General features: G+C 44.1%; 13 protein-coding genes. 10 read left to right on the forward strand and 3 right to left on the reverse strand.

Going from position 1 to position 15,239, the window contains the following annotated elements; genetic code table 11:
• Nucleotides 1-97: 97 nt before the first annotated feature.
• Nucleotides 98-1,120, reverse strand: a complete 1,023-nt coding sequence (gene pspF, locus DUN60_RS04120; RefSeq protein WP_114633242.1) for a phage shock protein operon transcriptional activator — start codon at nt 1,118-1,120, stop codon at nt 98-100.
• Nucleotides 1,121-1,436: 316 nt separating this feature from the next.
• Between pspF and pspA the strand changes: the two genes are divergently transcribed.
• The 9 genes from pspA (at nt 1,437) to DUN60_RS04165 (ending at nt 10,324) form a co-directional block, all read left to right on the forward strand.
• On the forward strand, nt 1,437-2,108 hold the full coding sequence (gene pspA / locus DUN60_RS04125) for a phage shock protein PspA (RefSeq protein ID WP_076676587.1): 672 nt from the start codon (nt 1,437-1,439) through the stop codon (nt 2,106-2,108).
• A gap of 14 nt (nt 2,109-2,122) precedes the next feature.
• Entirely contained in the window at nt 2,123-2,356 is a 234-nt protein-coding gene (gene pspB / locus DUN60_RS04130; protein ID WP_004734605.1) for an envelope stress response membrane protein PspB, read from the forward strand.
• Complete coding sequence (gene pspC, locus DUN60_RS04135) at nt 2,349-2,735, forward strand: envelope stress response membrane protein PspC (RefSeq protein ID WP_029405178.1); 387 nt, start codon at nt 2,349-2,351, stop codon at nt 2,733-2,735. The genes pspB and pspC overlap by 8 nt, the downstream gene beginning before the upstream one ends.
• Before the next feature lie 157 nt (nt 2,736-2,892).
• Nucleotides 2,893-3,927 (forward strand): efflux RND transporter periplasmic adaptor subunit, encoded by a 1,035-nt coding sequence (locus DUN60_RS04140; protein ID WP_017086192.1) that lies wholly within the window; start codon nt 2,893-2,895, stop codon nt 3,925-3,927.
• Between the two features lies 1 nt (nt 3,928).
• On the forward strand, nt 3,929-5,014 hold the full coding sequence (locus DUN60_RS04145) for an efflux RND transporter periplasmic adaptor subunit (RefSeq protein WP_114633243.1): 1,086 nt from the start codon (nt 3,929-3,931) through the stop codon (nt 5,012-5,014).
• Entirely contained in the window at nt 5,007-8,117 is a 3,111-nt protein-coding gene (locus DUN60_RS04150; RefSeq protein WP_065205528.1) for an efflux RND transporter permease subunit, read from the forward strand. The genes DUN60_RS04145 and DUN60_RS04150 overlap by 8 nt, the downstream gene beginning before the upstream one ends.
• Nucleotides 8,118-8,195: 78 nt before the next feature.
• Nucleotides 8,196-8,762: a DNA-3-methyladenine glycosylase I gene (locus DUN60_RS04155; RefSeq protein WP_114633244.1), complete on the forward strand. Its 567-nt coding sequence runs from the start codon at nt 8,196-8,198 to the stop codon at nt 8,760-8,762.
• A 228-nt stretch (nt 8,763-8,990) separates the two neighbouring features.
• Nucleotides 8,991-9,863: a winged helix-turn-helix domain-containing protein gene (locus DUN60_RS04160; RefSeq protein ID WP_422641386.1), complete on the forward strand. Its 873-nt coding sequence runs from the start codon at nt 8,991-8,993 to the stop codon at nt 9,861-9,863.
• Entirely contained in the window at nt 9,854-10,324 is a 471-nt protein-coding gene (locus DUN60_RS04165) for a hypothetical protein (RefSeq protein ID WP_114633245.1), read from the forward strand. The genes DUN60_RS04160 and DUN60_RS04165 overlap by 10 nt, the downstream gene beginning before the upstream one ends.
• Before the next feature lie 86 nt (nt 10,325-10,410).
• Here the strand turns inward: DUN60_RS04165 and DUN60_RS04170 are convergent, their stop codons facing one another.
• Together DUN60_RS04170 and cls are read right to left on the reverse strand one after the other, a co-directional pair.
• Entirely contained in the window at nt 10,411-11,595 is a 1,185-nt protein-coding gene (locus tag DUN60_RS04170; protein WP_065205524.1) for a cystathionine beta-lyase, read from the reverse strand.
• 183 nt (nt 11,596-11,778) lie between these two features.
• Nucleotides 11,779-13,233 carry a cardiolipin synthase gene (gene cls, locus DUN60_RS04175; RefSeq protein ID WP_004734615.1) on the reverse strand — a complete coding sequence of 485 codons (1,455 nt, stop codon included), beginning with the start codon at nt 13,231-13,233 and terminating at the stop codon, nt 11,779-11,781.
• Nucleotides 13,234-13,600: 367 nt separating this feature from the next.
• On the opposite strand from cls, the gene DUN60_RS04180 reads away from it, so the two are divergent.
• A complete protein-coding gene (locus tag DUN60_RS04180) occupies nt 13,601-15,034 on the forward strand; it encodes a sodium-dependent transporter (RefSeq protein ID WP_017093179.1) in 1,434 nt (477 codons plus the stop codon).
• Nucleotides 15,035-15,239: the final 205 nt, after the last annotated feature.

The following is a 15,239-nucleotide window of genomic DNA, read 5'->3' on the forward strand; positions in this document are numbered from 1 at the left end:
GAAATACTTTTCGAAACGAGGCGTTAGAGGAGCCTCAAGATCCGGACAATTTAACATTTTATTTATTCGGCTCCAAATAATAATCAAGTGCTGACAGCTATTTATCGTTAGCTTGTCCGACAATCGCGTACTTCCTCACCATTCCACGTAATTGGTTGTAGGTTAATCCAAGTAATTCTGCTGCTTGTTTCTGGTTGTACTTGCTTTGCTTTAGGGCTTGATTGAGCAGCTTGATGTCTTGTTGTTCTTGCCATGCTTTGTAATCAAGTGGCAAAGAAAACGAGCTCTCTGATGAAGTATGGCTGTTGGACGGCGCATTGCCAATTTCATGCGTGGAATCTTGATCTATTTTCCATGCGGGTTTGAATGGGTTAAACACCAAAGATTCAATAGGATATGGGTCTTTACCGTGCTGGTAGACTGCGCGCTCAATAACGTTCTTGAGTTCTCGCACATTCCCTGGCCATGAATAATCTAGCAGCGCCTCTAAGGCAGACGGAGCAAAGCCAACAAACAACTCCAATTCTAATTCACGGCACATCTTAATGGCGTAGTATTCCGCCAGCAGCGTGATGTCTTCTTTTCGCTCTCGAAGAGGGGGAATAGTAATCACGTCAAACGCTAGCCTGTCCAATAAGTCAGCTCTGAATTCGCCCCTTAATGCCATGTCTGGCAAGTCAGCGTTGGTGGCGCAAACCAGTCTTACGTTGGCACTTAAAGCTTTTTGTCCGCCGACACGTTCATACTGCCCGTATTCAATAACGCGCAATAGCTTCTCTTGAACGGCTAGGGGCGTGGTTGCGAGCTCATCAAGAAACAGTGTTCCACCTTCCGCTCTTTCAAATCGACCCTGATGACGACCTTTTGAACCAGTAAAGGAACCAGACTCATGACCAAACAACTCAGAATCAATCAAACCTTCACTGAGCGTTGAGCAATTAAGTGAGATCAACGGCTGATCCCATCGCCTTGAAAGGTAATGCAGCCTTTGAGCTATGAGCTCTTTACCCGTACCACGCTCTCCAATGATCAGGATCGGTCTTTCGATTGGTGCGAGTTGAGATACTTTATCTAAAACGGAGAGAAAACTGGGTGATTCACCAATGAGGTTCTGCTGCATAGCGGGTCCTTGTGCGATTTGAGCGCCGATGGATGTGATTTAGAGAGCTTTATTTAAGTCACGTCATGTAAATAGCTTAAGTATAAGAGTCGTAGTGGTGAAAAATACCAATACTTGGCTAAATTCATCATAGCATGGTTCGGGTTAATCACCATTTTATTGTAAGTGTCTGATAATAAATGGCTTAAAAGTTGGCACGCTACTTGGATTACTTATGTTAGGTTTAACAACAAACGTAAATTTTTGAGCAAGTGGATTGAGAAATCGAATAACGCTTTAAAGAACATTTGCCATCATTGTAATTAAGGAGTTCCTCATGGGTATTTTTTCTCGCTTTGCAGACATTGTAAATTCGAACATCAGTGCACTTTTAGACAAGGCTGAAGATCCTGAAAAGATGATTCGCCTGATTATCCAAGAAATGGAAGATACGCTGGTTGAGGTTCGCACTAACTCCGCTAAAGCTATCGCAGATAAAAAAGAGTTAGCACGTAAAGTTGAAGCTATCGAAACTCAGATTCTAGATTGGCAAAATAAAGCGACACTAGCACTAACTAAACAACGTGAAGATTTAGCTAGAGCGGCGCTAATCGAAAAGCAAAAGCTTGAAGATATAATCAAAAGCCTTCACACAGAGCAAACCTTGGTTCACGAAACCATCGAAAAGCTGACCAGTGAGATTGGCAAGCTTGAAACTAAAATCGTAGAAACTCGCGCAAAGCAGCAAGCATTGATGATTCGTAATAATGCTGCGAGCAATCGTCGTGATGTTCAAAAACATCTGCATTCAAGCAAAACCAACGAAGCAATGGCGAAGTTTGAACAATTCTCGCGTAAAGTGGATGAATTAGAAGCCGAAGCGGACGTTTACGCGAAAACAGGTAACGCAAAATCTTTAGACCAAGAGTTTGCAGAGTTACAAGCTCAAGATGAAATTGAAAAAGAGCTGGCGAAACTGAAGCAACAAGTTGAAAACCGCGATAAATAATTCAGGAGTTGTCTATGTCAACATTTCTAATTGCAGGCCCACTGATTGTCTTTTTAATCTTCGTGGCACCGCTATGGTTGTTCTTACATTACCGCAGCAAGAAGAAATCCAGTAATGGTCTTTCAGAAACGGATCTTCAGCGTTTGCACAAGCTTTCTGCTCAAGCTGAATCAATGCAAGACCGAGTGAAAACACTGGAAAAGATACTGGATGCGGAGTCACCTAACTGGAGACGAAACTATGAGTAGAGAACTGTATCGCGACCCTATTAACGGTAAGCTGTCTGGCGTGTGTGCAGGGTTAGCGAACTATTTTGGCTTGGAAGTGTGGTTGGTTCGCATCTTGGTTATCTCGGCGGCACTGCTTGGTGGTAGCTTTTTGGTGTTATTAGCGTATTTAGCTTTGACATTTATGCTTGAAAAACAACCACCTCAGTATGTCGATCAGATGAAAGCCAAACAAGAGCACACGCTGAAGCAAAAACCTTGGGAAAAAGGGCAAACCGCAGAGTCGTTATTGGGCACTTTAGAGGGTGATTTCCAGAAATTAGAGACCAGTGTCCGCAATATGGAAGCTTATGTGACTTCGGATACTTTCAAAGTCGATCGCGCATTTAAGAACATGTAGTGGTAAACCTGAAAAACATTAGATAACGGTTTAGGGAAATTTATTCCAAGCCGTTATTTTTTTTAATAATTTTGTCTAAATAAATCTTACGATAACTGGTAAGTTACATGTGATTAATCTATGTTATAAAAATATTTATAGTTATGGATGATCACTAATGTATAGAGCCTCCGTTGTCCTATTGACAGCCTTAGCTGGGTTGTCTGGGTGTGGTAAGGAGCTTCCTCCCGTACCTGAACCTGATTCTAGACCCGCCAAACTCTTCACTGTCTCCGTCGGTAGTAATGCCTTTGAACGTAGCTTTCCTGCCACCACAGAAGCGGGTGACAAAGCAGTACTGGCATTTCGTGTTCCAGGGCTACTTCAGACTATCGATGTCACATCTGGTCAACAGGTTACCAAAGGTGATGGGCTTGCAACGCTTAATCCTGACGAATATCAGTTGTTAGAGAAGCAAGCGAGAGCCAACTTTAAGCTTGCCGATGTTCAATACCAACGTTCAATTAAGTTGCGCAAAGATCGCGTCGTATCTGAGCAAGACTTCGACCAAGCGAAAGCTAATCATAATTCTGCTAAAGCGGTGCTTAACCAAGCAAAAGCCAACCTACGTTATACCACTTTGGTTGCGCCTTACGATGGTACTATCTCCATCATTCCTGCTGAAAACCATGAATATATCGCTGCCAAACAAGGCGTGATGAATATTCAAACGAATCAAATCCTCAAAGTCGTATTCTTATTACCCGACCAACTTATCACGCGCTTTTCTTCAGGGTTTGAGACGGATGCAACCATGGTTTTTGATGCTTTCCCTGGTAGCTCCTACGCTTTAGCATTCCAAGAGGTTGATACTGAAGCGGATCCCAAAACCGGGTCGTACAAAGTCACCATGGTAATGGAAAGACCAACCGATGTTGGTATTTTGCCGGGTATGTCAGGCACAGTTCATTTAGTTTCAGCGTTAGCGGCCGCCACAAAAATTCCCACATCAGCAATGATGACTGATGGGGATGATGTCTCTGTGTGGCGCGTGAATAGCGACGGTATTGTTGAAAATGTCGCAATCATCATCGATGAAAAACGCCATATTGTTTCAGGGTTGAACGATGGTGATCGCATCGTAACTTCTGGTGTTAATGGTCTTGAACCGGGCGTTAAAGTTCGAGAGTGGATCAAGGAAAGGGGGCTATAACATGAAAACACTTAAAGTGGCCGCTGGACTGTCGTGTTTGGTTTTACTTACGGCTTGTGAAGATAAACAAGTTGTAGAAGTGAATAACACACCCTTGGTTAAAGCTATCGAGATTTCAGTCATCGACTTTAGCGACAAACTCTATTTCCCTGCGGTTGCAAACGCTGCCGAGAAGGCTCATCTCAGCTTTCGAGTCGCTGGTGAAATCAATAAGCTTGATGTGAAAGAAGGTGAGCGTGTTTCACAAGGAGACATCATTGCAGAGCTTGACCCTACCGATTATCAACTGGATGTCGACAATGCTCAGGCGCGTTACACGGTAATTAACAGTCAATACAGACGTTCAAGTCCGCTAGTGAAGAAAGGTTTATTGGCGAAGTCACAGTTTGATGAAATTGCTGCTCAACGCCAGATCGCTTATGCCGAGCTGGAACTCGCAAAACTGCGCTTGTCGTTCACTAAGCTTCGCGCCCCTGTTGATGGGATCATTTCTCGTGTCAGTGTCGACCAATATGAAAATATTCAGGTAGGCCAACAAGTGGTAAATATCCACAGTGTCGAAGATGTTGAGGTTGTTATTCAGCTGCCTGACCAAATCTACGTCAACCAACCGAGCGAACAGCTGTTATCGAATGTTGAGGCTGTAGTAAGAGTGCCCAGTGGCAATGAATACACAGCGGCTATTAAGGAGTTCACCACTGAACCTGACCCAAGCACGGGCACGTTCACGGTGACGCTTGCTCTACCTATGCCGGAAGATGATTTGATTCTGGATGGTATGGCCGTTGAGGTGACGTCAAATGGGCGAGATATCGGCTTGGAGTTAAAAGCTGGGGTACTTATCCCAATCGAAGCTGTGTTTAATGCGGATGGCGATGATTTAACGCGTCAGAACTCTTATGTATGGGTGCTTAATGACGACAGTACCGTCTCGAAACAGCAAGTCGTATTAGGAAAAGCAAATCAGAAAACATTGCAGGTCATGAAAGGATTGGAAATGGGGCAGCATGTCGTTGTTGCAGGCATATCGCGATTGCGAGATGGGATGACAGTGGAAGTATTGTCTCAGGAGACGAACAATGAGTGAAGTAAATAACAAGCCCCAAAATGACGATCAACAAGGTGATGATCAGATCACAGGTGTTGCTTCTTACTTTATACGTAACAAAGTCATTAGCTGGATGCTATCTCTGATCTTTCTTATTGGTGGTGTCTCTGCCTTTTTCGGCTTGGGTCGTTTAGAAGATCCTGCCTTTACGATCAAAGATGCGATGGTTGTGACCTCTTACCCTGGAGCCACACCTCAACAAGTTGAAGAAGAAGTTACTTACCCACTAGAAAAAGCGATTCAACAACTTACCTATGTGGACGAAGTGAACTCTATCTCTAGCCGCGGCCTATCACAGGTAACGGTGACGATGAAGAACAACTACGGCCCAGATGATCTTCCACAAATATGGGATGAACTTCGCCGAAAAGTGAATGATCTCAAGGTTGAACTGCCACCCGGCGTCAATGATCCTCAAGTCATCGATGACTTCGGTGATGTTTACGGTATTTTGCTGGCGGTGACGGGGGATGGCTATAGCTACAAAGAGTTGCTGGATTACATTGATTACCTAAGGCGAGAGCTAGAGTTGGTTGATGGGGTCAGTAAAGTCTCTGTTTCCGGCCAACAACAAGAGCAAGTGTTCATTGAGATATCGATGAAACGGATAAGCTCTCTGGGTCTGTCTCCAAGCACGGTATTTAACCTTTTATCGACTCAAAATATTGTATCAAGTGCAGGAGCGGTAAGGATTGGTGATGAATATATTCGAATCCATCCAACCGGTGAGTTCCAAAACGTTGAACAGCTTGGTGATTTGATTCTTACGGAAGGTGGCGCTCAAGGGCTTATCTATCTAAAAGATGTGGCGAATGTAACTCGTGGTTACGTTGAGGTACCGAGTAACATCATTGGTTATAACGGCGAACTCGCGCTTAACCTTGGTGTCTCTTTTGCGCAAGGCGTGAACGTGGTCGCAGTGGGTGAAGACTTTGATCGAAGACTCGCCGAGCTTAAATATCAACAACCTGTCGGTATCGACATCTCCGAGGTTTATAACCAACCTAAAGAGGTGAACAAGTCGGTAAGCGGATTTGTGGTGAGTTTAGGGCAGGCGGTTGCGATCGTAATCGTGGTGTTACTGTTCTTCATGGGAGTACGATCGGGGCTGTTGATTGGCTTGATACTGCTATTGACCGTATTCGGCACCTTTATTTTCATGCAGTACTTCAAAATCGACCTTCAACGTATTTCACTGGGCGCGTTGGTTATTGCCTTAGGGATGCTGGTGGATAATGCCATTGTGGTGGTGGAGGGGATATTGATCGGCACGCAGAAGGGGCGAACCCGGATGCAGGCCGCCACTGATATCGTGACCCAAACCAAATGGCCACTGCTTGGCGCAACGGTGATTGCGGTCACCGCGTTTGCTCCAATTGGTTTGTCTGAAGATTCAACGGGCGAATACTGTGGCACCTTGTTCACGGTGCTATTGATTTCATTGATGCTGAGTTGGTTTACTGCCATCTCGATCACGCCGTTTTTTGCCGATATCTTCTTCAGAGGACAGAAGGTTGATCCCGATAACGAAGGCAAAGACCCATACAACGGGATGGTTTTTGTTATCTATAAAAACTTCCTTGAGTTCTGTATGAAACGCGCGTGGCTAACCATGATCGTTCTGGTGATTGGTTTAGGTGCGAGTGTGTACGGTTTTGGCTTTGTGAAACAAGCATTCTTCCCGTCTTCAACCACTCCGATGTTCCAAGTGGATGTTTGGATGCCGGAAGGTACGGATATTCGAGCAACTAATACCAAGTTGAGAGTGCTTGAGAGTTGGTTATCGGAACAAAGTGAAGTTGAACATATCACGACCACGGCCGGTAAAGGTCTGCAGCGTTTCATGTTGACCTACTCACCCGAGAAGAGTTATAGCGCGTATGGCGAAATCACGGTTCGTGTGAAAGATTATCAGGTGCTTGAGGGGCTGATGCGTCGCTTCCGTGAACACGTTGACAGTCAGTTCCCAGAAATTGATTACAAACTTAAGCAAATTGAATTAGGTCCTGGTGGCGGTGCGAAAATTGAGGCTCGAATCGTCGGTTCAGATCCAACCGTGCTACGTTCAATCGCAGCTCAAGTTATGGACATCATGCGTGCCGATGACGGAGCGTTTAACGTTCGTCATGATTGGCGTGAAAGAACTAAGGTCTTAGAGCCTCAGTTCAATGAAAGCCAAGCGCGTCGTTATGGTATTACCAAGTCTGACGTTGATGATTTCCTAGCGATGTCTTTCTCTGGTAAGTCGATTGGCGTGTATCGTGATGGTACTACGCTGATGCCTATTGTGGCTCGTTTACCTGAAGATGAGCGAATTGATATTCGCAACATCGAAGGTATGAAGATTTGGAGCCCGGCATTAAGCGAATACATTCCGTTGCAACAAGTGACGCTTGGCTACGAATTGGAATGGGAAGATCCGCTTATCATCCGTAAGAACCGTAAGCGTATGCTGACGGTAATGGCCGACAACGACCTATTGGGTGAAGAAACGGCTTCGACGTTACAGAAACGCTTACAGCCACAAATTGAAGCGATTGAGATGCCACCGGGTTATTCGTTGGAGTGGGGTGGTGAATATGAGTCATCTGCTGATGCACAAGCGTCACTGTTTACCACTATGCCAATGGGTTACCTGTTCATGTTCTTGATTACCGTGTTCTTGTTCAACTCGGTCAAAGAGCCGCTGATAGTTTGGTTGACGGTTCCATTAGCACTAATTGGGGTAACGACAGGCTTATTAGCCTTGAATACACCATTTGGCTTTATGGCATTGCTAGGCTTCTTGAGTTTATCCGGGATGCTACTTAAGAACGGTATCGTATTACTTGATCAAATTGAGATTGAAATGAAATCAGGTAAAGACCCTTATGTTGCGGTAGTTGATGCAGCATTGAGTCGTGTTCGCCCAGTATGTATGGCAGCGATTACAACGATTCTAGGTATGATCCCGTTACTGCCTGATATCTTCTTCAAGCCGATGGCGGTAACCATCATGTTTGGTTTAGGCTTTGCAACGGTACTGACTCTTATTGTTGTCCCAGTGCTGTATCGTCTATTCCATAAAATTGAAGTCTCGTAAGACGAGAGAGTCTTTGAATTAATGCCCCTGTTTAGGGGCATTATCATTTCTGAGTGATTTAAAATAGGTAGCAATAACATGGAAAAAAACACTGAAGATAGAACGTGTGCATGGGCACTTAAGCACGAACTAGAAAGGGAATATCACGATGCAGAGTGGGGCGTGCCTGTTTATGATGACCAAGTTCTGTTTGAGTTCATTACTTTAGAAGGCGCTCAGGCTGGTCTTAGCTGGATTACTATCCTTAAAAAGCGTGAAGGGTATCGTGCTGCGTTTGATAACTATGATCTCAACAAGCTTGCAGCGATGAACGAAGACAACGTGCCTCATATCATTGAAAACTTCGACGTGGTTAAGCATAAGGGCAAGATCGCCTCTGTATACGGTAATGCTCGATCAACGCTTGAACTCCAGAAAGAGTTTGGCTCTTTATCAAATGCTTTATGGCAATTTGTCGATAACAAGGTGATAGAAAACAACTGGACTGAGATGTCTCAAGTTCCTGCTTCTACCGAGCGGTCTAAGGCAATGAGTAAGTTTTTGAAAAAAAGAGGCTTTAAGTTTGTAGGGGAAACAATCTGTTACGCGTTTATGCAAGCGACAGGTATGGTTAATGACCATTTAGAAGGTTGTCCACACAAATAAAAGTGTTATTTCTTGTCGCGAAATAATTAAGTGAAAATTGGAAAATTTACTGGTCATTTGTAAACTATTCAATATCATATTCGACCGAATTCAAACCTAGAAGACGATAGTGAAACAACAAATCTACCAAATATGTGATGCTAGTTATGATCCCTTGCTTAGGCAGTTTGTGCGTGAAGATGGCCACGTAGAAACTATCGCGCCGTTAGAAGGTAAGGTGTTCTATTCTTGCTTGAAAATGCTGGTGAGTGCATCGAGCGAGGTCTGATATTTGATAGGTGTTGGGGTAATGTAATTGTTTCAGAGCAAGCGCTAACTAACGTTATCTCAAAGATTCGAAAAACACTGTCTAGGGTAACTTGTGGTTGCGCGACGATTCGTACCGTTAGTAAGACAGGGTATTCTCTTGAAATCGACGAGTTGAACAGGTCCAGAGTAACTGAAGAGGTGCCTTCTCAAGCGAGTAAAGAAGTCTACGAACTCGGTGTCTCGCTTGCCGATTCTACGTTGAAGCAAAACGTACCTTTGTCCCAAGACATGTCCCAAGAAATAACCCAAGACCCGTTAACAATAAATGAAGTCTTGATTGATGCAGATTCTGCGAAAGTTGTTTCTTCCGAGCTACCTAGTGACTCACATCTAGATCAGAGTGCAGTTAAGCAAAAACAGGCAAATGTTGTGTCTAATAGACACCTCGCTAAAGCCGGTTATTTACTCGCTTTGGCTTGTGTCGCAGTAACGGCGTTCAACCTTTTCCAAACCTACTACACGCCCCTGCCTTATTTTATTGATAAAGCGGAATATCGTGACAGTTACACCGACAATACCAACCACTACTTCTTCCATATTGCTCATAATGACTCCTATTCGTTGCCTGCGGTCACTCAAAAGCTTACAGCGGTGATACCGAGCCACTGTAACGTTGATGTCTTTGTCCGTATTTACCCATCAGTCGACCAACCCGAAGGTGACGCGTTATACATGTTGATTCAAAGGAAAGATGGTGAGGCTCTGAATTATAGTGCTTCGGTTTTCAATGTAGAGTCGTCTTTTGATTCCTTTGCTCAGTATATGAATAAGAGGAGTTACTTTTGCGACTAATTGGTTTACTCATTTTGGTGGTAATTGCTGCTGCAAGTTTTTTGCCAGAACAGAGCGTATTAGCGGGCACTCGATGGCATTGCAAAACGATTAAAACTGATTTTTTATCTCAGGCATTCCAACCATATCAATCGCTTTATGAGCGTATAAGCCTTACTTTTCAATCTGACCATACCTTTAGCATGAGAGAGTTTGTGACGATTACAGAGCAAGACGGTAAGGAGAGTACTATGGAAAATCTGTATTTCGGGCACTATGAGCTTGATGGGAATAATTTGTCGATGAGCATTATAGATGTGAGAACGGCGACCCCTTTCCATGATCCAATTATTAACAATGAATATAGTGAGTATAAAGGGGTGACGATTGATTACGCTATTGCAGTCAAGGAGCAGTCTTTGTATTTGTTCAATGAACACCGCTCTGAAATTTTCAATTGGGCGTGCTTTGACGTTCAGTAGCTTTTTAAAGCGATGTGCCTAATGTGCTAATCTAAAAAAGGCAGGAATATTCTGCCTTTTTGGTCTGAGTCTGCTAACGCTTTGAATTAAACGAGCGCGTTGTAACGCTCCAATCCAGCCTCTAGGTCCGCAATCAGATCGTCAACGTCTTCTAAGCCGATATGAACACGTACCAAGGTTCCTGTGAAGTTAGGGTTCGCTACTGTTCTTAGGCTATCAAAGCTGTTCGGTTCGTTCGCTAGAATTAAGCTTTCAAAGCCACCCCATGAGTAACCCATACTAAAGTGCGTCATACCATCAAGCAGCGCTGTGGTCGCTTTTGTATTTGAGTTCTTCAGCACGAAAGAGAACAAGCCATTACCACCAGTGAAATCTCGTTTGAAGAATTCATGGCCTGGGCAAGACTCTATGGCAGGGTGACGAACATGATCAACCTCAGGTCGAGTCTCCAGCCATTTTGCGACTTTCAAGCTGCTCTCTGCATGTTGGCGTAGTCGAACGTCAAGAGTACGAATACCACGAAGGGCAAGGTAAGCGTCATCTGGTGATACACATTGCCCCATCAAATAGCTTTGTTCTCTTAGTTGATCCCAACACTTCTCGTTGGCAACAGCCGTACCTAACATCACATCAGAGTGACCAACAATGTATTTGGTCGCAGCTTGAATCGAGATATCAACGCCAAAATCAAACGGTGAGAAGTTCACACCAGCAGCCCATGTGTTATCGAGCATCACGATGATGTCGTGTTCATGAGCAATACGCGCTAGCGTTGGAATGTCTTGCACTTCCATGGTGACTGACCCAGGAGATTCGGTAAACAGCACCTTAGTGTTTGGCTTAATAAGGTCTTGGATGCCTTCGCCGATCGTTGGCTCGTAGTAGGTCGTCTCTACACCCATCTTCTTCATGATGGTGTCACAGAAATCACGCGTCGGTTCGTAGCAGGTGTCGACCATCAGAATATGATCGCCTGTTTCTACAAAAGAAAGAATGGCATTTGAAATGGCCGCAGTACCACAAGGGTAAAGCGCACAGCCTGCGCCGCCCTCGACTTCAACCATGGCATCTTGGAAAGCGAAGTGAGTGTTGGTTCCACGGCGTCCGTAAAAAAGCGTTTTATTAGCGCGATTAATCGTAGCTTTACGCTTTTCTTCTACTGAGTTGAACACGACAGTAGAAGCGCGCTGTACTGGTGGGTTAACGACACCATTGGTCCACTTCTTATCACGACCTGCAGTGATCAGTTTAGTGGTTTTGTTCTCGGACATGCTGTGAATTCCTTATCAATCGGTTATGTCCTATTTAAAACATGCCAATAGCATTCAAAGCAAGAGCAGAGGGGGAGTTTTTATGCTTTTCTTTCGCTTTTTAACCTTTCACGTCGTTTATCGTGAAAGGTTAAAAATCTGATAAGCAGAGAGATATGAGTCGCAGTGGGTCCATTGATTGGATTACAGCAGGGGATTGAACAAATAGAACAACCTTTCGAAGAAGCGGTTACGTAGATTTCTCTGCTCCCATTGCTCCAATTCCACTGGGTGAGATGATTCAATATAGGATTGCTGCAAATCAAACAGTTGCTTGGTGAAGTGGACGTCATCAACGGCTAGCGTCACTTCGAAGTTTAGCCAAAGGCTACGCATGTCGATATTGACCGTTCCGATTAAGCAAAACTCTTCATCAATCACTACCGATTTGGTGTGAAGAAGGCCACCGTAAAACTCGTAAATCTTAACGCCAGCTTCAAGTAACTCTGTATAGAAAGCGCGAGAAGCCCATTTAACCATCAATGAATCGTTGTTGTGTGGAATTATCAGTTCGACGTTTACGCCCCTTTGCGCTGTCATTTTCAGCGTTTCTAACAAGTCGGCACTCGGTACAAAATAAGGCGTAGTGATGCGCACAGAACGATTGGCTTGATTGATGGCAATAGTCAGAACTTGTAGGATCAAATATTCCGGCATACCAGGACCAGACGGAACGACCTGAACCGGGTGGTGCGTCATTATTTCTTCAATCGGGCATTCAGGTAAATCAGGAAGAATGCGCTCGCCTGTTTCTACTTCCCAATCCCAACCATGAATGGCCGAAAGCACGTTAACGGTTGGCCCAGTGACTCGAACCATTACGTCGATCCATTGACCAACGCCTGAACTCTGTTTGAAATGCGCCGGATCCACCATGTTCATTGAACCGGTATAGGCGATGGATTCATCAATCACGATGATCTTACGGTGTTGTCTTAGATCTAGGCGACGTAAGAAAATACGCCATGGGCTTACTTCTAATGCTTGAACAACTTGCACACCAGCGTCTTTCATCATTGAACGCCAATGGCTTTTGAAAAAGCGTGGACTACCTGCTGAATCGAGTAAAACCTTAACATCTACGCCACGCTTGGCCGCTCGAATCAGTGCAGAGGCTACGGAGTCGGTTAGACCACCAGGATGCCAAATGTAGAAAACCATTTTGATACTGGTTTGTGCGTTTTCTATATCTTCGATAATTGCGTGCAGGATCTCATTGGGTGAAGCTTGCAGTGAAAGTGTGTTTCCACTAAGTGCAGGAATACCCATTCGATTATTACAAAGCTCATCAATCTTGTGGATTGGGGAGCCAACTTTACCTGGAAGGTGAACCTGACAATCATTTAATTGGCGGAACCAATCACCGAACGGAGTAAACATACGATGTGCGCGCTCAGCCCGCTTTCTACCTAGGTTTAGCTCGCCGAAAAGGAAGTAACAGGCCACGCCAACAATCGGGATAATGTAGATAACCATCAACCACGCGAGAGAAACGCTGACAGAGCGTCGTTTTAGTACGACACGAAAGGTCACACCGGCGACGAGAACCCAGTACAAAGCAACGGAAGCTAAAGTTAAAAAATGGTAGAGCTTTTCCACATTGAATACTCGAAAAAAGAGACACTTAGATAGTAATGCTATTTTGAGGATATGGGAATTTAAGGAATCAACTATTTACAAAATAGAGCAAAAGCTGTAAACAGGTTATAGTTGTTAAGTTTTGGTTAACTTAAGACGAAAACGATTGTTTTGTATAAAAAGACGGCATTTAACCATAAAAATTTACATTGGTAACGAAATATGTACGGTTCGGACTTCCAATTTTATTCTTAAACTGGTTTACTTGCCATACAACGAGCGTCAATCAAATCTTTTAAGTGTGTAAATTTTTTTATACACCTTATCTTTTAAAGACGCCACCCAAAGCAAAACACAACATCACACAACACAAAAGTTTGGAGTACACGTGGCTACTAGTAATACAACCACAACACCCCGCGATACCTGGGGTTCGAAGTTAGGATTCGTAATGGCTGCAGCAGGTTCTGCTGTTGGTCTAGGTAACATCTGGAAATTCCCTTACACAGCAGGCGAAAGTGGCGGCGGTGCATTCGTTGCAATTTACCTGTTTTTTGTAATCTTCATCGGTTTCAGTGTCATGCTGACTGAATTTGCGATTGGCCGTCATACGCAAAAATCGGCAGTAGGTGCATTTAAATCAACTGACCGTCGTTGGACGTTCGCTGGTGTTATCGGCGTAGTCAGTGGTCTACTTATCATGGGTTTCTACCCTGTAGTAGGTGGCTGGTCTATCGCATACATCGGTAAAATTGCTGGTGGTCTACTAGACGCACCTGAAGCAATTGGTGACAGCTTCGGTGGCTTTATCTCAAACCCAGTTCAACCACTTATGTGGATGGGCCTATACCTACTACTTAACGTTGTTATCGTTATGAAGGGTATTTCTGGCGGTATTGAGAAAGCGGGTAAGATTCTGATGCCACTTCTTTTCATCATCCTTATCGTGGTATCAATCAAAGGCCTAATGCTTCCGGGCGCGATGGCTGGTCTTGAATTCCTATTCAGCCCTGATTTCTCTAAAGTAGACAGCGGTGTAATTCTAGCTGCACTAGGTCAAGCATTCTTCTCACTAAGTCTTGGTATGGGTTGTATGTTGACATACGGTTCTTACCTTAAGAAGAAAGAGAACCTAGTTCAAACTACAGCTATGGTTACGGCGATGGATACAGGCGTTGCTATCCTAGCTGGTGTAGCTATGTTCCCTGCAATGTTCGCATTCGGTATGGAACCTGCAGCGGGTCCTGGTCTAGTATTCGTTGTTGTTCCTCAGCTATTCGCTGAAATGGGCGGCGTAGTTGGTCTGCTATTTGCTCTAATGTTCTTCGTTGGTCTAAGTGTTGCGGCACTGACTTCTTCAGTATCTCTACTTGAAGTTGTAGTTTCTTACCTAATCGATGAGAAAGGCATGAAGCGTGTGACTGCAGTACTGTCTGCAAGTGTAGTTATGGCGATTCTATGTATCTTCGCTTCTCTATCACTTGGCGGCTTCGGTCCAACATTGTTTGGTACTGGTGCATTCGATATCTTCGACTTACTAACGGATAAAATCTTCCTAGCAGTTGGCGGTATGTTGGTATGTATCTTCGCTGGTTGGAGACTAAACCGTGCTGACCTAGAGAAAGAAATCACTAACGACGGTGAAGTATCTTTCCCACTATTCGGCCTATGGTACACACTTGTTAAGTACATCATCCCAGTAGCTATCGCTATCGTAGCGTTCATGGGTATCTCTTCTGGCTTCGACAGCGGTAAAGGTGCAATCATGCTACTAGGTATTGGTATTATTGCTGGCTCTGCGGTCATCTCTAAGAAGTTATAGTTCTAAGAGGCTATAGTTTAGAAACCATAGCTCTAAGAAGCTACAATCGCGAGTTAAAGTAAGTTAAGAAACGGGAGCCATTGGCTCCCGTTTTTTTATGCTACTAACTTAATTATCAAAGAAAAATAAATACTTAAAGTTATTGGTCTGGTAGCCGATATAATGAAAAGTAATAGCTGATTGAGCTGTATTTTATTTAAGTAGG

This window comes from Vibrio splendidus (assembly GCF_003345295.1).
GTDB classification, from domain to species: Bacteria; Pseudomonadota; Gammaproteobacteria; order Enterobacterales; family Vibrionaceae; genus Vibrio; species Vibrio splendidus_K.

What these genes read in the sequence shown, in the direction of transcription:
- pspF (WP_114633242.1), bottom strand. Translation starts at nt 1,120, where the DNA reads ATGCAGCAGAACCTCATTGGTGAATCACCCAGTTTTCTCTCCGTTTTA.
- pspA (WP_076676587.1), top strand. Translation starts at nt 1,437, where the DNA reads ATGGGTATTTTTTCTCGCTTTGCAGACATTGTAAATTCGAACATCAGT.
- pspB (WP_004734605.1), top strand. Translation starts at nt 2,123, where the DNA reads ATGTCAACATTTCTAATTGCAGGCCCACTGATTGTCTTTTTAATCTTC.
- pspC (WP_029405178.1), top strand. Translation starts at nt 2,349, where the DNA reads ATGAGTAGAGAACTGTATCGCGACCCTATTAACGGTAAGCTGTCTGGC.
- DUN60_RS04140 (WP_017086192.1), top strand. Translation starts at nt 2,893, where the DNA reads ATGTATAGAGCCTCCGTTGTCCTATTGACAGCCTTAGCTGGGTTGTCT.
- DUN60_RS04145 (WP_114633243.1), top strand. Translation starts at nt 3,929, where the DNA reads ATGAAAACACTTAAAGTGGCCGCTGGACTGTCGTGTTTGGTTTTACTT.
- DUN60_RS04150 (WP_065205528.1), top strand. Translation starts at nt 5,007, where the DNA reads ATGAGTGAAGTAAATAACAAGCCCCAAAATGACGATCAACAAGGTGAT.
- DUN60_RS04155 (WP_114633244.1), top strand. Translation starts at nt 8,196, where the DNA reads ATGGAAAAAAACACTGAAGATAGAACGTGTGCATGGGCACTTAAGCAC.
- DUN60_RS04170 (WP_065205524.1), bottom strand. Translation starts at nt 11,595, where the DNA reads ATGTCCGAGAACAAAACCACTAAACTGATCACTGCAGGTCGTGATAAG.